General features: G+C 41.6%; 18 protein-coding genes. 8 read left to right on the top strand and 10 right to left on the bottom strand.

Annotated features, from left to right (window positions below; all coding sequences use genetic code 11):
• Positions 1-80 precede the first annotated feature (80 nt).
• Positions 81-797: a hypothetical protein gene (locus R8P61_33820; protein MDW3652102.1), complete on the top strand. Its 717-nt coding sequence runs from the start codon at positions 81-83 to the stop codon at positions 795-797.
• Between the two features lie 91 nt (positions 798-888).
• Here the strand turns inward: R8P61_33820 and R8P61_33825 are convergent, their stop codons facing one another.
• The 3 genes from R8P61_33825 to R8P61_33835 form a co-directional block, all read right to left on the bottom strand.
• Entirely contained in the window at positions 889-1095 is a 207-nt protein-coding gene (locus tag R8P61_33825; GenBank protein MDW3652103.1) for a hypothetical protein, read from the bottom strand.
• A 70-nt stretch (positions 1096-1165) separates the two neighbouring features.
• A complete protein-coding gene (locus tag R8P61_33830; protein ID MDW3652104.1) occupies positions 1166-1348 on the bottom strand; it encodes a hypothetical protein in 183 nt (60 codons plus the stop codon).
• An 83-nt stretch (positions 1349-1431) separates the two neighbouring features.
• Positions 1432-1782: a hypothetical protein gene (locus R8P61_33835; GenBank protein ID MDW3652105.1), complete on the bottom strand. Its 351-nt coding sequence runs from the start codon at positions 1780-1782 to the stop codon at positions 1432-1434.
• Positions 1783-1945: 163 nt separating this feature from the next.
• On the opposite strand from R8P61_33835, the gene R8P61_33840 reads away from it, so the two are divergent.
• The 3 genes from R8P61_33840 (at position 1946) to R8P61_33850 (ending at position 5182) form a co-directional block, all read left to right on the top strand.
• On the top strand, positions 1946-3025 hold the full coding sequence (locus tag R8P61_33840) for an alpha/beta hydrolase-fold protein (protein MDW3652106.1): 1080 nt from the start codon (positions 1946-1948) through the stop codon (positions 3023-3025).
• 91 nt (positions 3026-3116) lie between these two features.
• The gene (locus R8P61_33845) at positions 3117-4166 is read left to right on the top strand and encodes a YceI family protein (GenBank protein MDW3652107.1); all 1050 of its coding nucleotides are present in this window, start codon (positions 3117-3119) and stop codon (positions 4164-4166) included.
• Complete coding sequence (locus R8P61_33850; protein MDW3652108.1) at positions 4163-5182, top strand: serine hydrolase; 1020 nt, start codon at positions 4163-4165, stop codon at positions 5180-5182. The genes R8P61_33845 and R8P61_33850 overlap by 4 nt, the downstream gene beginning before the upstream one ends.
• Before the next feature lie 2 nt (positions 5183-5184).
• Here the strand turns inward: R8P61_33850 and R8P61_33855 are convergent, their stop codons facing one another.
• The 4 genes from R8P61_33855 to R8P61_33870 all read right to left on the bottom strand — a co-directional run bounded on the left by R8P61_33855 (position 5185) and on the right by R8P61_33870 (position 10645).
• Positions 5185-7239: a winged helix-turn-helix domain-containing protein gene (locus R8P61_33855; protein ID MDW3652109.1), complete on the bottom strand. Its 2055-nt coding sequence runs from the start codon at positions 7237-7239 to the stop codon at positions 5185-5187.
• A gap of 204 nt (positions 7240-7443) precedes the next feature.
• On the bottom strand, positions 7444-8121 hold the full coding sequence (locus tag R8P61_33860; protein MDW3652110.1) for a LytTR family DNA-binding domain-containing protein: 678 nt from the start codon (positions 8119-8121) through the stop codon (positions 7444-7446).
• Positions 8115-9110, bottom strand: a complete 996-nt coding sequence (locus R8P61_33865; protein MDW3652111.1) for a histidine kinase — start codon at positions 9108-9110, stop codon at positions 8115-8117. The genes R8P61_33860 and R8P61_33865 overlap by 7 nt, the downstream gene beginning before the upstream one ends.
• A 56-nt stretch (positions 9111-9166) precedes the next feature.
• Entirely contained in the window at positions 9167-10645 is a 1479-nt protein-coding gene (locus R8P61_33870) for a serine hydrolase domain-containing protein (GenBank protein ID MDW3652112.1), read from the bottom strand.
• Positions 10646-11067: 422 nt separating this feature from the next.
• On the opposite strand from R8P61_33870, the gene R8P61_33875 reads away from it, so the two are divergent.
• A complete protein-coding gene (locus R8P61_33875) occupies positions 11068-12105 on the top strand; it encodes a hypothetical protein (GenBank protein ID MDW3652113.1) in 1038 nt (345 codons plus the stop codon).
• Here R8P61_33875 and R8P61_33880 read toward each other — a convergent pair whose 3' ends face one another.
• The 3 genes from R8P61_33880 to R8P61_33890 form a co-directional block, all read right to left on the bottom strand.
• Positions 12106-15438 carry a VCBS repeat-containing protein gene (locus tag R8P61_33880; protein MDW3652114.1) on the bottom strand — a complete coding sequence of 1111 codons (3333 nt, stop codon included), beginning with the start codon at positions 15436-15438 and terminating at the stop codon, positions 12106-12108.
• 131 nt (positions 15439-15569) lie between these two features.
• Positions 15570-17069, bottom strand: a complete 1500-nt coding sequence (locus R8P61_33885) for a SusD/RagB family nutrient-binding outer membrane lipoprotein (protein MDW3652115.1) — start codon at positions 17067-17069, stop codon at positions 15570-15572.
• A 40-nt stretch (positions 17070-17109) separates the two neighbouring features.
• Complete coding sequence (locus tag R8P61_33890; GenBank protein MDW3652116.1) at positions 17110-20274, bottom strand: SusC/RagA family TonB-linked outer membrane protein; 3165 nt, start codon at positions 20272-20274, stop codon at positions 17110-17112.
• A gap of 520 nt (positions 20275-20794) precedes the next feature.
• On the opposite strand from R8P61_33890, the gene R8P61_33895 reads away from it, so the two are divergent.
• The 3 genes from R8P61_33895 to R8P61_33905 all read left to right on the top strand — a co-directional run bounded on the left by R8P61_33895 (position 20795) and on the right by R8P61_33905 (position 24235).
• Positions 20795-21874, top strand: coding sequence for a hypothetical protein (locus R8P61_33895; GenBank protein MDW3652117.1), 1080 nt, complete (start codon positions 20795-20797; stop codon positions 21872-21874).
• Between the two features lie 8 nt (positions 21875-21882).
• Positions 21883-23664 carry an HSP90 family protein gene (locus R8P61_33900; protein ID MDW3652118.1) on the top strand — a complete coding sequence of 594 codons (1782 nt, stop codon included), beginning with the start codon at positions 21883-21885 and terminating at the stop codon, positions 23662-23664.
• Between the two features lie 97 nt (positions 23665-23761).
• Positions 23762-24235 (top strand): hypothetical protein, encoded by a 474-nt coding sequence (locus R8P61_33905; protein MDW3652119.1) that lies wholly within the window; start codon positions 23762-23764, stop codon positions 24233-24235.
• The last annotated feature ends 55 nt before the right edge of the window (positions 24236-24290 follow it).

Below are 24290 nucleotides of genomic sequence, written 5' to 3' on the forward strand. Positions count from 1 at the left end.
ATCATCCGATGGGGTGATGGGGATGGCAATGGAAAGCCTGAGCTTTGATTTAACAATAATCAATCACAAAACTTAATCTTATGAAAACATTTCGTAGTAGTATCCTCCTCCTTCTTTTTGGAGTACTTACTTTTAATGCCTCTCAGGCTCAATCTTGTACCAGTCTATTCTCAAGAATAGCGGATGTCTTCAATGGCCTTGTTCCTACTGTAATTGAATTGCGAACTGAAGCTGCAGAATTAATTGCAGGGACGATTATTCCCGTAGACGATCTGGATGAAATCAGTGAAAAGATCGAGAAAGCTCAAATCGATGCCTATAAAGCAATTGGAGAAGTGGTGGGAGATAAAGGAAGTCCTGGAGCGGTCAACCTCACAGTTCCTTTCAGAAATTGGGAAGGTAAGCTGTACCTGGAAAGAACTTTTTATGTGGCCAACAGCAGTTTTGACAATGTTACGGTAGAAATCACCAAGACGGGTGGGAAAAATGGAGCTGATATCGCCGTTTGCAAATACGATGTAGATGGTAATTACAAAACCAGCAAACGCAAGTCCATTGACAAAGGCAAGGATACCGAGGGCCAAAAACGGATCATTGAATTCAAAGGAATGAAAAATGAGAAGTATCTGACCATTCACATTGTCGCCAAAGGTCTGGCCTCAAACAAGTTTGATTACCGCATGAAGGTAACCGGTTCCTTTAATGTGGAAAAGCTGGCTGAGGAAAAGAAAACCCTGACGACAAAACCCATGAGTTCTGAAGCTATTAAAAACAAAAGCAACTTAAAGAAGAACTAAGTATTATGTGACCTATGCAGGAGCGAGTGTAATCGTCTCCTGCATTTTCAAAAGCAAAAGGGACAGAATTTTTCTGTCCCTTTTTTATGTATCAAATCAAATTTTCAGATCGCTTCAGATTCATTTTGACAATGGAGCCTTTTATGGCTTCCTGATCCATATATTCCCGACATTGTTTGCTCGAAGTGAAAGTTTTTAACTCTCCATCGTCATGACAAACGGCCAGGTCCTCAAGGTCATAAATTCCCTTGATGAGATCGCTTTTCTCCATGTTACGGAGGATGATATAATTTTTCATGATCATTTAGCAAAACATCTATAGTCCATAAGCGGCTGCTAGATGGCTGGTTTATTCACATGTATCCATCTTATTTCGATCGAGACTTGATCCCGAAGTTCTGGCAGATTTGATTCGCGTAGTTCATCGCAAAGGTTTCAAATCCCGTAGGATCTGTTTTTGGGATAAAGGCTTTATTTTCAGCTTCAGAAGAAGTTGCTGTAGGCTTACTTCTTTTCCTGAAGAAGGAGTTTTTTTTTGTGTTATCAGACATGAGATAATGCTTGAAATTCTTATATAAATAAAGGCTGCCTACCTCCCTGGGAGGTCGCATAGAAAGAAAGAATTCCAACAATTCTAGTGATAATGTAGGTAGGACTGATACAATTTGTAAAAGGGGAGGCTGTTGCAGGTGTAACTACGGTTTTTACTGACCTGAAAAGATACTTTTAGGAGAAGATTCTGGAGGAATGATTGACTGGAAGCAGAAAGGAAACCTAAAGGGAAGTCAGACTCCTTCTCTTTTTTATCCTCGGATTCCTCATTAAACTCCTTTCCATCCTTGACCTCGGTCAGTTCCGTTTCCTCAAGATTATTCATCCAGTCGAGCCCCTCCAAAGAGGAAAAGACCATAAGGCCGGCCAGAAGGATCAATATGAGATGCTTGAGGTATTTCATTTGCAATCCAGCAGATGAGACAAAATCCACCTTTTGTTGATTTAAAAATAGCAATAATTATGCTGAAGGGATCGGATTTATATCTGGCTAGTTAAGGCTGGAGGAATTTCTTCAGAAAAATTTCACAATTCCATGTAGCAATTTATGCGTGTGAAATTCAAATTGAATCTTTCCTCCAAAAGAATATCTGCAAATGAAAAATAATAAACTATTCGCATTGCTGGTCTTCCTTAGTTGTTTTCTGCAAACCTTATTCGCGCAGGATCAGGGGAAGCTAATTCAAAGGAGTATTCATAGCCATCATTTGGAACAAAGCCTTAGCAATGAATCTGCTGACAGAAATATCAGCATTTATCTCCCTCCTTCTTATGAAACAGACAATAGCAAGCGCTATCCTGTCATCTTTTTACTACATGGAATCGGAGGGACGAATAAAGACTGGTTTCTCCCAGGCCTGGGAGGAGAAAAATTCACAGATATCAAAGAAGTAATGGATTATGGCATTAAAGAAGGAGTGTTTGGGGAAATGATTATTGTTATGCCAGATCAAAACACGCATTGGTTTGGAAGTTTTTATACCAATTCTCCAGTTACAGGCAATTGGGAAGATTTTACAACCGAAGAACTGGTGGCTTATGTAGATGAGAACTTCCGGACCCTGGCAAAAAAAGAGAGCAGGGGCATTGCCGGCCACTCTATGGGAGGATACGGAGCCCTTTCATTGGCCATTAGACATCCGGATATATACAGCCTTGTCTATGGATTGAGTCCTGCGATTATAGAATTTACGGCTGATTTAGCTTCAGACCAGGAGTTTTATCGGAAAGTACTCCGAGCCAAATCTTTTGATGAATTGAGACAAACTAATGATTTCCTGGCTATGGGAGCTGTGACGGTAGCGCAGGCATTCTCCCCTAATATAGAACGCCCTCCATTCTATGTTGATATGCCATTTAAAGAAATAGATGGTAAACTTTCCCCTAATTACCCAGCCTATAATAAGTGGTTGGAAAAATCACCGATCCGGATGATTGAAAGTTATCGGGAAAACTTTGACCTACTCAAGGGGATCGGATTTGATGTGGGGGATCAGGATGAATTTTCATTTATCCTACTCAATAGTCAGACCTTTTCAAAAAGTCTCCATGAAGCAGGAATCGATCATTTTTTTGAGGTTTATTCCGGAGACCATAGAAATCAACTGATGGGAGAAAAGGGAAGATTTTATAAAAAGCTGCTTCCCTTCTTTTCAAAACGGCTCGAATTTCAATAAAGCTGAAATAACCAAAATCAATAATTAGGGCTAACAAAGAATTTCAAAGATTCTTTGCCAGATAAGCCTTTGTTTAATTTTTAATAAGCATATGAAAAACAAGACCTGCCCTCAGAACTTCCCGACGGTTTTTTTCTGCCTCTTATTCCTTTGTATGGGCGCAAAGATTTCGGCACAAAAGATCAATATGGCCAATCGCTATCAGATCAATAAGGATGGTTCCTTCATCCAGTTTAAAACTACTATGGCCGGTTTCCCGGTAATCCGTGGAGCATTGAAAGCTTATCAGGCGACCATATTTTATGACCCCAATGATGTCATGAAAAGTTCAGCTACTATCCGTTTAGGTTCGGCGGGATTTAGTACAGCTCATGATAAAAGAGATGTAGAACTCCAGGGAGCACATTTCCTTAATACTGCCGAATTCCCAGGCATTTGGTTTCAGGGTACAGAAGTGACTCCAACTGAAAAAGGCTTTGAATTGAAAGGGACCCTAAATATCAAAGACATCAGCAAAACAGTAAGTCTCCAAATAGAGACACCCAGCCTCATGAGAGGAGCCATGAATGGAATGGATTTAATGATCGTTAAAGGGGATTTTGCAATCAATCGGAAGGATTTTCAATTAGGAACAAGTGGAGACTGGGCTTCAAATCCTATGTTAGGAGATCAAATTGATATAGAATTTACTTTTCTGTGCAGCAGTTATACCCTTGGATTCTTGAAAAACAATTTCATTCGAAAACTGGATGACAGGGATCATGCAGTAGGACTTGTTTATGAAGAAGTAAAAAATAATGGGCTGGATAGCGGGATGAAGTTGTTGAAAGAATTGATGAAGGATAAACGATACAAAGCAGATAATTGGTTGAATAATCTTGCAGACATAGGCTGGATATTGATGGTAGATGGATTGGGGAAAGAATCATTGCCTTTTTATGAAATGGCGCTAAAAAAGAACCCTGCTCATATGTCTTCTCTCCTGAGATTGGGGGATGCCTATACAATAGCTGGAGAATATGATCATGCTTTGGCACACTTTAAGAAGGAACGTGCATTAGCAGAAAGGGCGCGTTTCACCCACATTCCGCATATGATCCGATTGCTCAGCAATTCTTTCGACCTAAAAAACATGAAATGAAACATAGTATATACCTGATTCTCTTATCCTTTATACTTAGTCAGGCTTGTGGTCAAAGTCCTTCTCTTTCAAATAAGGAGTACTCCCCTCAAATGAAGAAAGTCTATGAGAGGGCAATGGCCGCAGAGAATCTGAGAAGTCTGATAATTAGTCAAAACGGAAAAATCTTATTTGAAGAGTATTTCGATGATTATGCGAAAGACAGTCTCGATCATCTTCGCTCTGGAACGAAGAGCATTATGGCTAGCTTGATTGGAATTGCAATTGATCAAGGATATATCGAGAGCCTGGAGCTTTCTATTGAAGCCTATTTTGGGGAAAGGGCCCGAAATAAAGAATCCATTAAGATTCGACATCTATTGGCTATGACGACTGGGATTGAATGGTCTGAAGGAGCAGCGGGCTACAATGCCTGGGTAAGTTCAGGCAGGCATATCGATTACCTTCTCCAAAAACCCATGCATGCCAAAGCAGGAGAGGAGTGGAATTATAATTCAGCCGCTTCTCATTTACTTTCTGCAATCCTGACAAAAGCAACAGGGATGAGTACCCTGGAATTTGCGGAAAAGCACCTTTTTAGGCCCATGGGAATAAAGCATGTTAGATGGGAAAGCCTGAGTGAAGGCTATTATAATGGGGGAGCTGGATTGGAAATGAAGCCCAGGGATATGCTTAAAATCGGCTATCTATATGCTCATGGAGGAAAGTATAAAGGGAAGCAAATTTTATCAGAAGCTTTTATTGATCATGCGACCCGATCACATTTACCAGAAGAGAAAGCAGAATATGGAGGGGATACTTATGGATTGAGTTGGTGGATGGGAGAAATGAAGGGAAAGAAGATCATATTTGCGGCTGGATACGGGGGACAGGCTATTATGATCCTGCCCGAAATGGAAATCGTCATTGTCCTAACCCACAATTGGCGAGTTGATCAGGCTGAAGCAATCCATCAGCAAAATCAAGCCTTTAAACAAATCCTTCCCCTGATTTTAACTGCGGTATTGGAAGAATAAGTTTAGGGGGATTCCGAGCGCATAATGTCCGCATCATTCAGATCAATCTGCGTAAAAAGAAGCTGATCTTCCGCAGGATTTATGGACAGGCTAATGCCCAATCTCGGAATCCTTTTTTCTGGTTTGAATACCGAGCTGGATTGAAGAGTCTGGAGGTCCAGATATTCTATATGCTTACTGTTGGGATTGAAGTAGTAAATTCCGGAATCTCCCAGAGAAAAAGCCCCATAGTGCATAGGATGAAAATCTTCTATGATTTTTTCTTCAATTTTATTTATCAGGTCATATTTCCATAAACCCATAGCTCCCTTTTTACAATAAAAAAGCAGGGATTTCTCTGCATGGACTTGAGGAGCATAGGCTTCATTTTCCAAAATTTTTTGTTTTAAAGTGCCCTTTGCCTCTATTTTCCACACACTCCATGTTCCAGCGTCCTCAGAGCTGAAATAGATGCTATTATCGCTGCCATAGAAGGGTGTATGCTCATCATTATCTGAATTTGTAAGATTCTGAAGAGGACCTCCTTTGGCATTTATTTGAAAAATGTCGGATTGCCCATCTTGGAAGCCCTGAAAGACAATGAATTTTCCATCGGAGGACCAACGCGGGCTATTAAGATACTGTCCAGAGAAGTTGCTTATGGCAATAGGATCAGAACCATCCGCATGGGCTATCCAGATCTGAAATCGATTTTCTGATTTTTGGGTAAAGCAAACCTGTAATCCAGTAGGGGAAAAAACAGGATTGAGATCAAGGCCACTACTTGCCTCCCAAATCCTGGTGGCTTTTTCTTTCATATCATAAGACCAAATATTTACCTGGTCTTCCATTTTTGCATAAATAAGCCTTCCTGTTTCGGCAATCCGGGGCATAACCGTTTGGTAGTCCAATAAGGGAAGAAGCTGAGAAATTCCACTTGTTAAATCGACTTCCCAAAGTTTGTAAAGACCGGAACGATCTGATCCATATATCAAGGAAGTTCCTTCTTTTGACCAGTCGAAGCCATTGATAGATTGATGAACTTTGGTTATCTGATCTAAGCTCCCAGTCTTCAGATTCAGAACCCACAGCTGCATACTGACTGAATTTCGCTCTCGGATGAAGGCGATTTTCTGGCCATCAGGTGAAAAATTGGGATGAATATCTCCATTATAATTCCCCTCAGGATTTGTGAGCCATTTCTCTTCTCCTGATTCCAATGAAATCAATTTTATTCCCAGAGGACTATCCTGAACTTTCCTGTCATTATATAGAATCCATTTTTCATCTGGTGAAATATCAAAATCACCAAAGCTATGGTCTGGAGCCTCTATTACTCGAACTTCTTCCTTTCCCAACAAGGAACGTTTATATAGCTGGCTTTTACCTGATTCATATCTCGCAAAATAGATGTGGCTTCCATTGGGTGACCATTTAGGCCGAAGATCTGCTGAAGCATCCTGTGTAATTCTTGCTAAATCCCCGCTACCGATTTGCTTTACATACACATCCCAGTTGTCATCTTCTTTTCCTTTCCAGGAATAGGCAACAAATTTTCCATCCGGAGAAATGGAGGGCCAGTATTCTGTATTGGAATAATTTGCGATGGCGGAAGGAAGAAAGGCTTTGGGACTGGAAGTTTTCAAGGCTTTTCGGGAAGCAAAAGCACCAATCGCCAAAGTGAACAAAACCAGGAGGGAGATCAAGAGCGGTTTTTTGACAGAATCATTCTGTATGAGTTGATGGGCTATTTCTAGCTCTTTGACATCAGCCCTAAGGCGATATCCCCTTTTGCTAATGGTCTCTATATATACAGGATCGCGCGGATCATCTTCCAGTGCTTTTCGTAAGGAAGAAATCGCTCGCGTCAAGACATTCTCACCTACGATTACTCCTTCCCAGGCTCTCTCCATTAGCTCATCCTTGCTTATGACTTGCCCCTTTTCTGTAACGAGTATTTCCAATACCCTCATAAGTTGGGGTTCCAATTTTTTCTGGAAGCCATTCTTAGTTACTAGCAGGAGCTCTGGTTCAACTAGCCATTCGCCTATAAAATATGAATCGCTTGTAGCAGGCATAGTTATAAGGTATAGGTATTCTGAGATGAAAGCCTATTTATAAAGAGTCTTACGAATAAAGGGAAGTTGGAATATGCCGGCTAATTGAGCTAGAATATTTTGCGGTATTTCCTGTAAAAAGAAGTCTCCCAATAGAGGAGGAAGTGATTTAATTGGAGAGCCTATTTTGCCATTGCAGCAGAAGTATTCATTCAAGGAGGCGATTTATTTTAGTCGATCCTCCAACATTTTTTTAAAAGTGGCTCCTAGCGGAAGTTCTGTTTTATCCTTCAATACTATTTTTTTTGCGTAAAGGCGTTCAATATACTCAGGCATTACTAAATAGGATTTATGCACACGTACAATGTGTCTATTTAGCTCTTTTTCCATTTGTGCAAGAGGTTTCCTAACCACCAACATTCTATCAGTAGTATGGACTTTAATATAATTCCCAAAGGCTGCAATAAAACGAATGGATGGTATAGGAACTTTATAAATGATATTGTTCGCTTTCAAATGGATGACTTCAGGATATTTGATGGTATGTCTTTGTGTTAGGTCAAAAACCTTCTGAATCGCCAGGAGAAATCTTTCAAAAGAAAAAGGTTTTAGTAAATAATCGATGACTTCATAGTCATAGCTTTCTGCTCCATATTCGGCATATGCTGTTGTGATAATGACATGAGGGGGATTGCGTAATGCTTTTAACAATTCAATTCCCGTGAACTGAGGCATATTTATGTCTAAAAACATAAGATCAATATTCTCTTTCGCCAGGAATGGAATCACTTCAAGGCCATTATCAATGGCTCCAGCCAGGTGAATCCCAGGCGCTTTGCTGATGTACTTATCGAGCAAATTTCTTGCGATGGGTTCGTCATCAACGACTAAGCAATTCAGCATGATAACTCCATTATAAGTTTAACCATAAATGAATCAGATTTTTTCTGTACATCCAGTTTGTGTTTCCCGGGAAGCAGCAAATCCAGCCTTCTTCGGGCATTTGAAATGCCAACACCTCCTCCATTTGAACTTTGCTCAGATTTGATGCTATTCTGAACAGTAAAGGAAAGAGTACTCTCTACTAAGGAACTTTCAATATCAATATAGCTTTCCTCAATGGTCGCATATGACCCATGCTTAAACGCATTTTCAACAAAGGGAATCAGAATAAATGGGGGGATGAAACAATCTGCAAAATCTCCATTTTTCCTAAATCGAATAGTACACTTTTCACCCAGGCGTAGGCGTTCCATGGCGACATAATCATCCACAAATTTTATTTCCTCATCGAGGCTGATTTGATTTTTCTGTGAAGTATAACTCATATAACGGAGTAATGCGGAAAGGGCTAGCAAAGATTCTCCCGCACTGTCCACATCCTCATTCATCAAGCCATAAATGTTATTAAGGGAGTTGAAAAGGAAGTGTGGATTTAATTGCAATCTCAGAGAGTCAAGTTCTGCCTTATGTTGCTTCATTTGAAGTTCCATCATCCTGCTACCCTGTGCTAATCGGTTAAAAAAATAGTTTAATCCAGCTGAAACCAGAATAAATACAACTAGGACAAGTTTGCTGGCAAGGAATAACTGCTCATCTTCCGGGAAAAGCATTTCCGCAGTAAGGTCTATAAGTTTGCCGAAAAAGAAGATACCTCCCATCAAGATAAGGAGGTAAAGGAGGTATTTCTTAGTCTTTAGCATCCAGGAGAATACATAGAGATGAAGGTACACCCCCGGGATTGAGGGGAGGAAAATAGCCAGGGTAATCTTCAAACTATCTTCAGCTTGCGCTACTCCACTTATGGAAAGGAAGAAGGTCAAGGCAAAGAACAGCCAGGCTAGCAGATGCAGAAGTATGTTATTTTTTGTCAAAGGTTTTTGTAGTAGCATTCGATTAAAAATAATGATTTCATTTTTCCAGAATACCAGTCGCTTCGATATACTAATTAATTGCTGCTACTAATCAAGTCAATGATTTCTTTAAATATTTCATCTAGGGCCAGATCTCCAACATTTGCAGCCATTACCCATCCATTTTGGGTTTCCGGATCAAATCCTGCATAAGCCATAAAGGTTCCTGCACTACCGGAATGTTCATATATCAGCTGGCCTTCTTTCGTCTTTCGAATCATCCACCCGCCTGCGTAGATTTCCCCATCTTCAAATGAATGTAATGCCTGGATGGTTTCAGCCTTTAAGAGGGAGTTTTCACCATTCATTCCCTTCATATGTACAAGGAGGAATTTAGCGAGATCCTTCATAGAACAGTGGATATCTCCTGCAGGATCAAGGTATGCTCCCAAGAAATAATCTGCTCCTTGAGCTTTGGCAGTTTTCGCAGGACCAAAATGGCCGGTCGGCTGATTCGGATCATGTGTATTGGGCCAGCCGATTCCGGAATTTTTCATTTTCAAGGGAGTAAATATATGTTTTTCAAGTAATTGCTCCCATGACTCAGCACTTATCTGTTCGCAAATCGAAGCGAGGATGGTATATCCTGCATTTGAGTATGAGAAGGTTCCGGCCTGGGCGTTTGCTTTTTCCTTTAATACCATGTCTACAAATGCCAAGCGTTGTTCCGCAGGACTTCCCGGCAAGGCCAGTAGTTTTGATTCTTCCTCTTCAGAAGTCATAAGGTATGCGGGAATCCCTCCCTGATGATCCAAAAGTTGTCTTATACTCACTTGACGATATGCCGGAAGCATATCCATCTCTGGGAAAATCTCATGTAGTTTGGTTTGGAAATCCAGTTGCTTATCCTCAATTAGTTTTCCAACCAAAGTCGCGGTCATTGATTTTGTAATCGAGCCTATATGAAACCTATCGTTTTTGCCAATAGGACTTGTCTGACCAACTTCCCTTATTCCTGCTACAGCACTATGATCTATTCGGCCTTTTGATATCGTCACCAGAGATATCCCTGGAATAGATTCAGTCGCTACGATATTCTCGAGTAATTGCTTAGCTGTGTTCCATGTTCCATATCGACTCCCTTGCTGAACTTTTGGAGCCCTGCCAGGCCGCATAGAGAATCCTTCCAGAAGTCCTGAGTCATTGTTTAACTCAAAGCCTATTTTAAACCATGAATCCATCGCATCAGAATAAGCCAAAACAGAAAGTTTGAGGGAATCATCCGAAACAAGGCTCAGAGAATCAAAGGATTGAATCATTTTTTTTTGACTATCAAACATTTTCATCCGATTCTCCAGGGAAATTCTTTTCAGGGCCGAAGCTGTCCTGCGATTAGCAATGAATGCTTGCATTTCTTCCCGATCCTCTGAATTAAATGCCTGAAAAAATGATTGAGCTATCTTACCCACTGGAGAATTTGAAAGTCCGGACATTTCCTGAGACCTGAGGTTTAAACAAAAACCAATTAGGAGTAAGGAATGGATAAGGAAATATCGTGCACCTAGGTATTTCATGAGTTTGGTCGTTAAAATTTTTATTAAGGATTCGATGTCTAGTCTTTGTAAGCCCTGGTTTTAACCCGAATACAAAAAGTGTGTAATCGAATATGTTCCAGCTGGGATGAGGGGGAGTAGTTCCTAAACTGAGCAGGATAAGATCCTGACAGGGATCTATATTCATCCATGAAATAATTCATGCTTTTGATTTACGTCAATTTCCCACAGAATTTTCTGCTTAGTACTATTTATGTGAGCAGTGAACAGAAAATGTGATTAACTGGATTTATTCGTGACCAAAAAGTAGGAAGGGAGAGGGGTTTTCTTTGCAAGATGTTTGAAGGAGAAACGGTTCTGAGATAAAAACCGAAATTTCGGAAACTTAATGATCTGAAATTAGTTCAGAAATTATAGGTCATTAAACTGAAAAGCAGCTTGCTATGTCCCTTTCTACGGCAGAAAAAGTCAAAACTTCTTCATACTTCTCAAATATTAGTGCCAATCAGGCCATGTGGGGCGGGATAGGATTCAGTACCCTGTTTACAGTTTTGATTTGGGCCCTTGATTATCGGCTCGATGCCATCGAGCTTCTGCCTGATACCGGGGCAGCCTGGTATAAATGGAAATTACCTGAAGCCAGTTTTATTACGCGTTTTTCTGCCTGGGGGAGTTATACCCTGCATCAAGTCCTGATTTGGGGATTGATTTATCAGGCACAGAAAAGTAAGCTGAAGTATAGCAAAGGCTTGCATCCTGTCAATGTTGCGGCTTTGGTAATCAATGCGGTTTTTATTTTCTGGCACCTCATCCAGACGCATGTATGGTATGATGGACTTGCACAGGATGTCTCTGTATTTAGCTCGCAATGGTCAGTCATCATTTTGCTGGTTGCTGTGCTTTTGATGGAGAATCAGAGAAGGGGTCTGTTTTTTGGAAAGAAAGTAGGTTTCCTGAAAGAGACGGGAAGGGTAGTGCGGAAATATCATGGTTATGTTTTTTCCTGGGGCATCATTTATACCTTCTGGTTCCATCCTATGGAAGGGGAGTGGCAACACCTGATTGGGTTCTTTTATATGTTTCTGCTCATGATCCAATCCAGTCTTTTCTTTACCCAAACCCACGTAAACAAATACTGGATGATTGTGCAGGAAGTAACGGTTACGATTCATGGTACCATGGTCGCCTATATTCATGGGCAGGCCTGGCCGATGTTTCTCTTCGGATTTCTGGGACTCTTTATCATTACCCAGATGCATGGTTTGGGATTGAAGAAGGGAATTCGCTGGTTTTTTGCCGGGCTCTATGTCGCAGGAATAGTACTGGTTTACAGTCAGAGAGGTTGGGACAGATTGGATGAAATTCTACGGATATCCATAGGCGAACTCATCATGGTATTTATGTTGGCTGCAATTGTATGGGTGCTGATGAAAGGATGGTCTCTGGGAAGTAGAGTTTTTGGATATAGCGGCAAAATCTGATCAACGAGTAATCGTTTGTAATTCCAAGGTCTGCATAGGACCGTTATTACAGCCAACAAGGATGAGGCTTTTGTTATTGCTTCGAATCTCTGCCAGACTTTTAACATCATAAGGCAAATAGATACCACTTTCTGTAGGACTCACATTTCTAAAATCACCTTTGCCGTTTCCTAATAGCAGGACTCCCATTCCGGCATCATTTCGAGTGGTTTCAACTTCCGCGTCAAATAAATTCCCTGCCAGCAATACATCCAGATGTTCGTCCTGGTTCATGTCTTTTATGATGATATCGTTGACGGAAGAAAATTGAGCTTCTATGGGGAGTTGATGGGTTTCAAAACGTCCATTGCCTTTGTTCTCTATATACAGGCTGGCAAAAGTATAGGCTTCATAATGAAGAGAGGTTTCCAGATTATCCTCTCCATAAATCTGAACCAGATCCGAACCGGCAAAAAGATCATAGGTCTCGAATTTGGCTTTGATCTCAGGAACCTGTTGGGAAGAACATTCTCTTCCTCTCAAAGGAAATTCTACGCCGAAATTATAATAGGAAAGTACGATATCTTTGGTGCCACTTTCATCAAAATCATAATAATAAACCCCAAAAGGTTCCTCAACCGAAGCTTTATACTTATAGTTCAAACCCAAATTTCCTACAATCATATCCATATCTCCATCCTGGTCGATATCGGCACTTTCAATGCTGAACCACCATCCTTCACTGAACTCCAGACCTTTTGCTTCGAACTTTTCAAAACGACCCTCCTTATTGCTGTAGATGCTGATAGGCATCCATTCACCGACCAAAATCAAATCTTTCCAGCCATCTCCATCATGATCCACCCAACTGGCATCATTTAGCATTCCGATCCCATTTAAATCCGGGAATAGTTCAGCCGTAACATCCGTAAATCTTCCTCCATCATTTCGAAGAAGTACACTACTCGCAGCTTCCGGATAGGCTCCGGGGATATGCCTTCCTCCTACGAAAAGATCTATATCTCCATCTTTATCAAAATCCTCGGGATAAACTTTTGACCCACTAAACTTCATATTCGGAAGCAAATCTGAGGCTTTGGTAAAGATGCCTTTTCCATTATTGAGGTAGAGCCTGTCCTGGTAGTATTTGGAATCCAATGGAAATTCATTTCCCCCACTGACTACATAGAGGTCCTGGTCATCATCTCCATCTACATCCACAAAAAGGGCTCCCAGATCTTCGTGTATTCTATCTTCTGCGAGAAAATCCTGCGGAAGGGAGAGAAAACTTCCATTTCCCATTTGGGTATAGAGGTTTCCGGGAACACCTGCAGCACCTCCTACAAAAAAATCTTCCAGACCATCATTATTGATATCTCCGGTAGCTATACAAGGACCCATGCCCGACATCTTATGGGGAAGGAGTACTTGCATTTCATAATCGTCAAAAGGATTTTCTCTATGAACAAAATTGAGGCCGTATTTTCCGCTGATGTTGGTAAGCAGGGGTTCTGAATCTCTGGCTTTTTCCTGAGCCGATCGCTTCTCTGACTTATAGGAAATAGTTAGTTCCTGATTGGGTTTCACATTTTCCAGCAGGCTTTCGGTTCCATCCATCCAAAGGATATGGAGTTCTTCGATTTCCATATTAGTTCCCAATCCAAAATGCGCGATGCGTTCACTACTGGAATACATACCCCTCGAGCCTGCGATCTCTGTATGTTGCTCACCTGATTGAGTTTTGATCCATATTTTGCTGCCTTCCAAACTCAAACCTTTATCGGTATGGAGGCGAATGCGGAGATAATTATTTTTGGTGGACGAAGTCGCCTGGTTTTCATAGACGAAAGCCTTATCGTTCACATTGCTCACCACCAAATCCAAATCTCCATCATTATCCAGATCTCCATAGGCTGCTCCATTGGAAAAGCTTTTCTGATCCAATCCCCAGGCTTGCATTTTTTTAGCGAAAGTCAGCTTGCCCTGATTTTGGTAGATATAATTGGAGAGTTTTTCGGAAGGTACCAGGGCCAGGGTTTCATTGATGTCCACGATATCCCACACGGACTTTCCTTCCAGGTCCTGATTTTTTTGGATGTATTTGTATAAAGAAGATTCTACATGATTCTTGAAGAGTTTGGCGGCATCATTATTTCGGATGTCACGCATCAAGCCATTGGTTACATAGATATCTTTCCAGCCATCATTATCGAAATCGGCAATCAGATTTGCCCAGCTCCAGTCGGTATTAGAAATTCCAGCCAGTTGGGCGATATCGCTAAATCCTTTTCCATTGCGATTGAGTTGAAGGGTATTGAACATATATTGATGATGCCCTCCATCCTTGACAACTTTCCAGAAAGCCTGTGGATTCATACCACTCATATTGGCTTTGGACCGATAATTATCTTCTGCGGCCATATCCAGGACCATGATATCTGTCAGGCCATCATTGTTGATGTCAGCGGCATCCACCCCCATGCTGCTAAATGAAATGTGCTTGACAGCATCGTCGATTACATTTTCAAAGCTTCCGTCGCCTTTATTCAGAAACAACCAATCTCCCGCCCAAAAGTCATTGGCTACATAGAGATCGATCCATCCATCATTGTTAAAGTCTGTTGCTGAAACGCTATTTGGGAAACCGGTTTTATTCAAACCTGCTTTCTTCGTAACGTCTTGAAATTTTCCGCCTGTGTTTTCATAGAGCCTGACACTGTATTGTTCAAGCAAGAGTTCTGTCTTGTAAAATTTGGAGTAATCTCCGGGGTTGGGAGGTTGATTGCAAAGGAAAAGATCGAGGTCTCCATCTTTGTCGTAATCGAGGAAAGTTGCGTTTCGGGTTCTTTGACTATCTGCTACTCCATAGGCAGCGCCCACTTCTTTGAAGCTATTGTTTCCCTGATTTAGGTAAAGGAGATTTCTTCTAAGTTCCGGTTTATCATCGTAGAGTTCGCGGGTAACGTAAATATCTTCCCATCCATCCTGATTCACATCTCCGAATATGACAGATGAGGACCAGGCGCCATCATCGAGAATACCGGCACTTTCCGTAATGTCTTCAAATTGCATATCGCCTTTATTCAGATAGAGCTTGTCTGCCACCTGATTTCCGGCAAAAAAGACATCGAGCAGACCATCATTATTGATGTCTCCCAGGCCTACGCCAGCTCCTCCATAAAAATTAGAGTATATGAGGATGTTATCTGTAGGGGTATCTGTGAGATCATTGCTGAAATGGATGCCCGTTTTTTTAGGGCTAAGTAAGTCAAAGAGTTTTCCTTTGCTTCCTTGCGCCCATAGGGAAGGGGAGGAGCATAAAAACAACAACAGGACGATCAATTTCTCAAACATCTTTGATTCCAATTTCTTCTGCTCTGGACAGGATGATCCGCTTTATATGAAATTAAGGCTTTTTTTTGAATTAGCCCTGTCAACCAGGATGGTCGACAGGGCCATGAAACTAATTAATTACTGACTTAGACTTATGAGTCCCACCAGATTCTGGTGGTAAAAACATCTTCACCCTGTCGGGCGTTTGCCGCATTGATATTCACCTCATTCACTCCATACTCGCTAGTTGGGTATCTGAGTCTTCTTGGGATTTGCCCATTAGACTCATTTCCAGGATAGTTAGTAGGAACAAGTTCGGGGAAGCCAGTACGGCGGTAGTTAGCGTAAGCTTCGTATTCATTCAGGAAAGTAGCGGCCCAGTATTGCTCACCGATCATTTTAAGAGCGTCAGCACCACCAGTTGTATAATTCAATCCTGCAATGTAGGCATCGGTATCGGCTCCATCTATAGCCAAAGATCCATCAAAGGCAGCCCACTGATCGATAGCAGCTCTTACTCCGTTTTCGAAGTGAGTTTTTGCATCTCCACTGTGCCATCCGCGCTCAGCAGCTTCTGCCAAAAGCAGTTCAACTTCTGCATAGGTTTGGAATAACATGGGAGATTCTCTCAGTACTACCAAATGGGTAATTCTGTCGTAGGTATCCAGGTCAGAACCTGTTGGAGCGGTTTGAATAGTAGTTGCATCCAGTCCATTTGGCAATCCTTTGTGAGGACCACCGCTGGCAACAACACCCAATTTGTCAAGTCTTGGATCTGTATTGTCAAGCATCCAGTTTACGAATGTTTCACTCAAACGAGGGTTATCATCTGTAGAGAATCTGCTTCCGTTCCAGTTGAATACTTCACCAATTCCATTTCGGTTGATACCACCAGGTCCATCAGAGTGTGGAACCAGTGCACTTTCAGAAATGTCGCTCATTACTCCACCAGCAATCGCTTTTCCTACCCATTGCTGGGCAGCACCAGGATCAACTTTGCTCATTCTCATTCCCAAACGAAGCATGAGAGAGTAAGCATACTTTTTCCAAAGGTTAACATCCCCTCCGAACATGAAGTCTCCGGATACTACGTCTCCACCAGCACTCAGTGCTCCGGCAGCTGTTTCCAGCTTTGCCAGCATATCTGCATAGATAGCAGATTGAGCATCATACTGTGGACGGAAGTTTCCATCGATAAATCCTTTACCTGCTTCAGTATAAGGAACATCCCCATACATATCCGTCAATCTGTGCATAGTAGCTACCCACCAGATCAGGGTTACATTATGGAGGTTGGTTGAAGCTTCTGTTTTGTCCAGAATATCAACCATAGACTTTACAGTAGAAGGATAATTTCTGTCGAAAAGGGAAGAAGAATATCCTGCATTGTAGAGGTACTTATCTCCACTCCAGTATCCAGGCAATGTTGCGAAATGCTGGATCATAGTTGAGGAATAGATCAAACCTGCGCGCCAGTTTTCATATCGCCCACCGGAAGTTTCCAGCATGGCATGGGTTAGCAGAGTATTGTAATCAATTTCGTTGATCACATTAGGGTTCGTGTTGGTTACATCGAAGTCATTATCGCAGGATGACATCGGCAATGCGAGAATTGCGAGGGTAGCCAACAGTATATTGAATTGTTTTTTCATTTTCTTTTTTTGTTAAAAAAGGTTCTCAGAAGGAACAGCATTAAAATTTAATGTTCAGGTTAAAACCATAACTTCTGGTTGTTGGTACACCAAACATTTCCAATCCTTGTCCATTTCCAGTTGAATACAATGATTCAGGATCGATGTTGGTTGTTTTTCTCCAAAGGATAGCAAGGTTACGTCCTACTGCAGATACAGTAATCTGATTCAATGGCAGCTTAGACATAATGCTTGGAGGCAATGTATAACCAATGGTGATCTGACGGAGTTTTGCAAAATCTGCATCTTCCACAAATACCTCTGTTACATTATTATACAAACGCTGGTAGTAATCCTGTGGATCAACATTTGCGTTGACAGTCTCACCATTAGCATTTACTCCTGTTACATTTAGTCCACCTTCTCTTCCATTGAGGGTTTCACTATGAAGTCCTCTGAGGTAGCTGAACGCATTCGTTGCATTGTAGATAAATCCACCTGTTTTGATATCAACCAAAGCAGAAAGACTAATTCCTTTATAGTTGATGTTGTTCATGATACCCATAGTCAGGTCATGTACACCGGTTCCCAAAGGACCAAAGTTGGCATTGTCTCTCTGAGGAAGATTATTATCATCCAGAATCAATTGACCTGCATCATTTCTCAGGTATGAGAATCCCATGATTTGGCTATAGGGAAGACCTGCAACCTGGTGGATGTAGGCATTTCTTGTACGAGATTCAGCTACACGAATACCAGTTTCACCAATATCCGGACCTAAGCTTTCAACAGTGTTGTTGTTTTTCGCAAGGTTGAAGGATAGATCCCAGTTGAAATCATTTCCTCTTACCAGATTTGCGTTGATCAAAATCTCAACACCTTTATTAGACATAGCACCTACTTTCTGGAAAGCAGATCCATATCCTGAGGTTCCTGAAATTGTACCAGGAAGGAGGTCGTCTTCAGTTCTGTTGTTATAGTAAGTGAAGTCAAGTCCTAATCTGTTTTCAAAGAAACGGACATCCAAGCCAATTTCATACTCTGTAAAAGTAGGAGGAGTTGGAGCAATCGGAGGAATACGTCCACCGGAAATGTTTCCTATCGGAGCTCCCAGGTGAGAACCATTCAATGCATAAGGAAGTACCAGTGCATAAGGTCCTACTGCACCAGAGTTGGCAGTCTGTGCCCAGGAAGCACGCAGTTTACCAAAGGTGATGAAAGAAGGCATATCCAGCGCTTCTGAGAATACAAAACTTGCTCCTATAGAAGGATAGAGTTCTGAGTTATCAACTTCCAGATCAGGTGCAGAAGTAGGAGCAGTCAAAACAGAGAACCAGTCCTGACGAGCAGTTGCAGTCAGATAGATATATTCTCCATAAGAAAGTTCTACAGAACCATAAAGAGAGTTGATTCCTAATTCGCTGAATCCGAATCCACCATTTCTTTGAGGAACGTTACCCAAACTGTGTACGAAAGGCGCGATCAGCGGCCCACCACCTACACTCAGGCTTTCGCTCTTGCGGAACATTTGGTTTCCACCTACGAATGCATCGATTCCAAAACCATTCCCGAACTGCTTTCTCACACCTAGCATGAGGTCCTGGTTGGTTTCATAGAATCTGCTGAAACTTTCATTGATTCCACCCAGAGAACTGTATGCAGTACCATAAGGAGTGTAAGATCTGTTCTTACGGGTAAATCCATCGATACCTACACGACCTTGAAGATAAAGCCAATCTGTGAACTCATAGTTCAACAAGATAGATCCCATGAGACGCTCTTTGAAGTTGTTCTGGAAGAACTGGTGAGCGGCCCAGTAAGGATTGGTAACGAAGATGTTGTCATTGAACTGAAGCTCATTTCCATCTTCATCAGCACCCAATTTGTTAGGATCTCCCATCATGTCTTCTACGTTGATAGAAGGAGGAAGAGAACCTACCGTATAGTTCGCATTACCGGGAGAGTCAGAAAGACGTGGGCGGTTGTCAACATTTTCACGTACATAGGTACCGGAAATTCTGGAGGTCAGTTTTCCGAAAACACCACCCACGTTTGCCGTAAAGGTCTTTCTATTTAAACCAGCGTTAGGAACGATATCATCATTGTCCAGGTTGGAAGCAGAGAAACGGAAGTTCGCGGTTTCGTTTCCACCTGACAATGCTAGCGTATTCGTAAAAGTTGTTCCCGTTTCGTAGAATCTAGCCAGGTTATCTCCCTGACTCGAATACGGACGGCTTTGACCATCAAACTGAATTACATTTGATCCATTGAGTCTTCCTCCCCATGCATACAAGCCAAATTCGAGGGCTTCGTCAGCAGATGTAGGAGCAGCTCCACGGTTTCCATGACCATACTGATCCTGGAAATCATACAGATTGAATACGTCATCCAATACAAAGTTAGAGTTTAACTCAACTCCTATACCTTGTCTGGATTTACCGCTTTTGGTAGTGATAAGTAGTACCCCGTTGGAAGCACGTGATCCATAAAGAGCAGCTGCAGTTGCACCTTTCAATACAGAAATACTTGCTACGTCATCCGGGTTAACACTGGAAATACCATCTCCCTGGTCAGATCCCCCCCACATACCTGCAGATCCCAGGTTGGAGTTGTCGATAGGAATACCATCAACTACAACAAGTGGTTGGTTATTACCAGAGATAGAGGCGTTACCGCGAATCACAATTCTAGCAGAACCGGCTTTACCAGTCGCAGGATTTGCGATGTTTACCCCTGCTACTTGTCCAGCAAGAGAGTTCGCGATATTGATCTCACGTGCTTTGGTGAAATTAGAACCATCAACCTCGGTTACTGAGTAAGCCAGGGCTTTGGTCTTTCTTTCAACTCCCAAAGCGGTAATCACAACATCGTCCAAAACGATATTGGAACTTACCATAGACACGTCGATGTTGCTTTGTCCAGCGACTGTGATTTTTTGGGTTTCATATCCAATGAAGTTGAAGAGCAATACAGATGCATCACTAGGAACAGTGATACTGTATTCTCCGCTCTCATTGGTCAAAGCACCCGTAGTAGTGCCTTCTACAACAATGGATACCCCGGTCAAAGGGGACTTCGTTGTAGACTCAATCACCGTACCCGAAACAGTTCGGGATTGGGCAAACAGGCTGTGGTTCATAATCATCATACCGAGAAACGGTAAGAGAACCAAAACCCGTCGGATCGAGTTGCCCGAGACGAATTTTTGAGTTAGTCTATTTTTCATAAGAGAAACTTAAAGGTTAGCTATCTAATAGGTGTGAAAATGTTGCAGTATTTAGTCAGGTCGATAGACCTAGTATGAATGAAGGCTTCGGGAAAAAGGACAAAGAGATTAGGTCCGCTTTTTTACGAAAGCAGTCAATGTGTTTTTATAGGAAATGTCAGGAAACATATGTGTAGTAGTTAGTTGAAGCATGGGTAAATGATACTGTAGTGGTCGTGTATTCCGCTTATCTAGTGTGGCGCATATTTATAAGATTTACCCGTGGCGGGTGCATCTTCTTTTACAATTATACTAAATCATTTTGAAATGTGCACGTGCACATGCAGATAAAATTGCCTAATTATTACGAATTCTCTATTAAGGATTTGATTTTGAGGACAAAGGCAGCAAAAAGATTGACGAAGCTTATATAGAAAACCACATATAATTCAATTAAATAAACCCCATATGTCCATGCCTCCAGATTTTTTACTTTCTTTGTGAAAGAATTTTAGTACAACAGAAAACACAAGAAAAGGATATGAGTCCCGCCTTAGAAGAAATCACTAAACTGATACAGGAAACCGTAGGGAGTAAGCCGAGAATTGCTTTGCTTGAAAAGGCTATAAATATAGCTGAGACGGAAAAGGATTTTGAAAAAGCCGACGATCTGCGAGAAGACCTGGTATGGGATGCCGTAGAAGGAGGTTATCCCCTCAAAGCCATTGTTGCTTATTCTCAACGTTTGAAGTATGCCGACGAACATCCGGATGAGGTATTTATGTACAGCCTTATCTGGAGTTACAAATGGATTCTCTCTCAAGTGCCACGCTTCCATCAGGTAAGCTATCAACAAATATTTGATATGGCCGAGGATTTTAAAGCACGCGTCCTCGCCTGGGGAGATAATTTGAGTTCATACTATACTATGCGATTTCAGATTGCCCTCTTCATGGGAGATCTTGAAGGCCTCGAAGAATTTTATGAGCTGCGCAAGAAAACACCTTCTGGTAGTATGAATGATTGTACGGCCTGTGTTGCAGATGATTTCGTTTCCTATTTCTCCATGCTCAAAAGCTATGAAGAAACAGAAAAAGAAGCTGCAGACATCATTCAGGGAAAACGTTCCTGCCAATCCGTCCCGGAAGCGACTTATAAAAGTCTCATCAAGGTAGCTCTGCTCGATAGAAAAATCGAACAAGCAGAGAAATTCAGGAAGAAAGCCTACAGACTGATCTCTAAAAAAGAAAAGTATCTGGGAACCATCGGCTACCATATGATTACCCATCTTATCCAGGGAAAGGAATCCTCTGCTTTGAGTCTTTTCAAAAAGCATTACAATTGGAGTTTGAATACCGCCAATAATGGGATTGCCTTTTTTGAGTTTTACCTGGGTGCCCACCTCCTGTTTCTGCAATTGATGAAAAAGGGCCAGAAAAAGGTCAAACTTTCATTTGAAATAGAAGGAGTAGCAGAAAAGATGAAGATGACAGATATAGCTAAGCTTGGTAGCTATTTTCATCAGAAAACCTTTGAGCTTGTTCATAAATTTGATCAGCGAAACAAAAACTCATTTTACCGGGAGCAAGCCGATAAGTATATAGCCATATTTAATTCGTAAACGCGATCATGAAAAAAGACCTACGATTTAAGGTAAACCTGAAAGGGATCATTGACCTTTTATCCAAACATATATATAAGACGGAGGATGTATTTCTGCGGGAACTCTTACAGAATGCTACCGATGCCATTACCGCCAGAAAAAAGGAGGAGCCAGATTTTGGAGGAAGCATCTCTTTAGAACTTATTGAAGGGGAGGGGAAGCGAACCCTTTGCTTTACCGATGATGGGATTGGGCTGCGGGAAGATGACATTCACAAATTTATCGCGACCATTGGGCAATCTTCTAAAAGAGATTTACTGGACGCAGGAGCTGAAATGGATTTTATCGGTCATTTTGGTATCGGACTCCTGTCCTGTTTCATGGTATCTGAAAAGATCGTCATGGTCAGTCGTCATCTGAAAGAAGACAAAGGCTATGTATGGGAAGGCCTGCCGGATGGAACCTATTCGGTCAAAGAAGCTGAAGGCTCTTTACCTGTAGGTACTACCGTCTATCTGACTTCGGACGAAGATCAAAAAGAGTACTTTAGCTTTGAAAAGATTCAGGAGCTTCTCACTTATTATGGAAATTTATTGCCCTTCCCTATTCATTTGAAAGAAGATTCGGAGGAGCTGAATGTAAATGCCCGGCAGCCATTATGGTACCATGACTTTCGTCCACAAAATAAATCTTCCATCATCAGCTATGGTGAGAAAACTTTTCAAGATCAGTTTATAGATGCTTTTCCTATTACTTCTGAATCAGGAGCAGCAAAAGGAGTCGCCTATGTGTTGGGGAGAAAGTCAAATCCCAATTCCCAGCAACTCAGTCGAATCTACCTGAAAAAGATGTTTCTTTCGGAGCTATCCAAAGATGTGATTCCCAATTGGGCCTTTTTCATTCGGGTGATTCTCAATTCAGATAAACTGACTCCCACTGCTAGTCGGGAAGAATTTTACGACAATGAAATCCTGGAAGCAACTCGGGAGGAATTGGGGCAGTCAATCAAAAAGTACCTACTTCAGCTGCCTTTCAGCGATCCTCAACTATTTGACAGCTTCCTCCGCATTCACGGACTAGCCCTGAAATCTCTGGCCGTAGATGATGATGAATTGTTCAAATTGCTGATCGGGAAATTGAGTTTTCTGACATCTCTCGGATATATGACCGGAGAGCAGATCATGAAATACAGCAAGACCATTACCTATAGTTCTTCCCTGGATGAATTTCGGCAAGTTGCACCCGTATTCAGTGCCCAAAAAGAATTGTTGGTGAATGGCGGTTATGTATATGATACGGATTTGCTGGAGAAAATCGCTACGACTTTCGAAGGCTATGAGGTACAACTCGCACAAATAGATGATCTCCTCGACATCATGGAAAGTCCGGATGTCGATGTGCAGAACAAGTTGGAACGATTGATCATTTTGATGGATGAAGTGCTCCTTCCTTTTGATTGTCGGGCAGAGGTAAAACTCTTTCAACCGAAAGAATTACCAGCCCTGTTTTCTGGGGGAGAGAATTTCAATTTCTATAAAAACATCTCCAAGGCCAGAGAAGAATCCAATCAACTCTTTTCCTCTATTCTCAGCAATTTTGAAGAAGACTTTAGTACCCTTGCGGTACTCTGCTTTAACCTCAATAATAAGCTGGTGAAAAAATTGCTGGACCTGGAAAAAGAAGCCGATATCAAATTTGTGATAAAAATGCTTTACTGCCAGGCCATGATTATGGGGCATTATCCCTTGCACCATGGAGAGTTACGGATGTTGAATGAGGGCATGCTAAAGCTATTGGAGATTTTCTAATCCTGTTGAAAAATTTAATCGATACAGACGTGTTAGCTTTTGATGGGTAGAAATCAAGATCTTAAAGAGAAGAGTCTTTCATTAAATTTTTAAGATCATGAGTCATCCTTCAAAAAGAGAAGAAGAAATAGACGGGATTAAAATCAAAGTATCCTCTTTCAAGAGCAATTGGTGGATTTATAAATCGATCGGTGGAGAGGTAAAAATCAGAGGAGAGAAAAAGATAAGAAAATGGTGGTGTGCCTGGCTGTGCAAAAGAGAAGTAGAAGTAAAAGCAGAAATCATCGAGATTCAGAACACCTATTTTACCCGACTGGACAACTCGGCCATACTGGTTCAATCAGCTTCCCATAATACAGCCTGCAATAATTCCGCGAACTGTAAACTCAGGCATTTTGCAGTGGGAATTGGGGTAAAGATCAAATTCCCGGGAGGAAGCGCAAGTCCCGGACTTCCCAGCGATCTTCTTCCTCTGGATGGAGTCATTAGCCGAACTCGCGTACGTGTTAATGGGCGGGAGTTTAATTTTGTAACCGCCAAAGGAGCCCATCCGGAGGTAGTGATAGATTGATCCCTATATATAAGGTGTAGCTAGACAGTCGGTGCTTGGAAAATCTATCTTTGGA

This window comes from Bacteroidia bacterium, from assembly GCA_033391075.1.
In the GTDB taxonomy this organism is placed as follows: Bacteria; Bacteroidota; Bacteroidia; order J057; family J057; genus JAWPMV01.

Coding starts and splice junctions, on each gene's coding strand:
- R8P61_33855 (MDW3652109.1), bottom strand. CDS start 7,239: ATGCCTGCTACAAGCGATTCATATTTTATAGGCGAATGGCTAGTTGAA.
- R8P61_33865 (MDW3652111.1), bottom strand. CDS start 9,110: ATGCTACTACAAAAACCTTTGACAAAAAATAACATACTTCTGCATCTG.
- R8P61_33890 (MDW3652116.1), bottom strand. CDS start 20,274: ATGAAAAATAGACTAACTCAAAAATTCGTCTCGGGCAACTCGATCCGA.
- R8P61_33895 (MDW3652117.1), top strand. CDS start 20,795: ATGAGTCCCGCCTTAGAAGAAATCACTAAACTGATACAGGAAACCGTA.
- R8P61_33905 (MDW3652119.1), top strand. CDS start 23,762: ATGAGTCATCCTTCAAAAAGAGAAGAAGAAATAGACGGGATTAAAATC.
- R8P61_33870 (MDW3652112.1), bottom strand. CDS start 10,645: ATGAAATACCTAGGTGCACGATATTTCCTTATCCATTCCTTACTCCTA.
- R8P61_33900 (MDW3652118.1), top strand. CDS start 21,883: ATGAAAAAAGACCTACGATTTAAGGTAAACCTGAAAGGGATCATTGAC.
- R8P61_33840 (MDW3652106.1), top strand. CDS start 1,946: ATGAAAAATAATAAACTATTCGCATTGCTGGTCTTCCTTAGTTGTTTT.
- R8P61_33830 (MDW3652104.1), bottom strand. CDS start 1,348: ATGTCTGATAACACAAAAAAAAACTCCTTCTTCAGGAAAAGAAGTAAG.
- R8P61_33880 (MDW3652114.1), bottom strand. CDS start 15,438: ATGTTTGAGAAATTGATCGTCCTGTTGTTGTTTTTATGCTCCTCCCCT.
- R8P61_33875 (MDW3652113.1), top strand. CDS start 11,068: ATGTCCCTTTCTACGGCAGAAAAAGTCAAAACTTCTTCATACTTCTCA.
- R8P61_33850 (MDW3652108.1), top strand. CDS start 4,163: ATGAAACATAGTATATACCTGATTCTCTTATCCTTTATACTTAGTCAG.
- R8P61_33825 (MDW3652103.1), bottom strand. CDS start 1,095: ATGAAAAATTATATCATCCTCCGTAACATGGAGAAAAGCGATCTCATC.
- R8P61_33885 (MDW3652115.1), bottom strand. CDS start 17,069: ATGAAAAAACAATTCAATATACTGTTGGCTACCCTCGCAATTCTCGCA.
- R8P61_33860 (MDW3652110.1), bottom strand. CDS start 8,121: ATGCTGAATTGCTTAGTCGTTGATGACGAACCCATCGCAAGAAATTTG.
- R8P61_33845 (MDW3652107.1), top strand. CDS start 3,117: ATGAAAAACAAGACCTGCCCTCAGAACTTCCCGACGGTTTTTTTCTGC.
- R8P61_33820 (MDW3652102.1), top strand. CDS start 81: ATGAAAACATTTCGTAGTAGTATCCTCCTCCTTCTTTTTGGAGTACTT.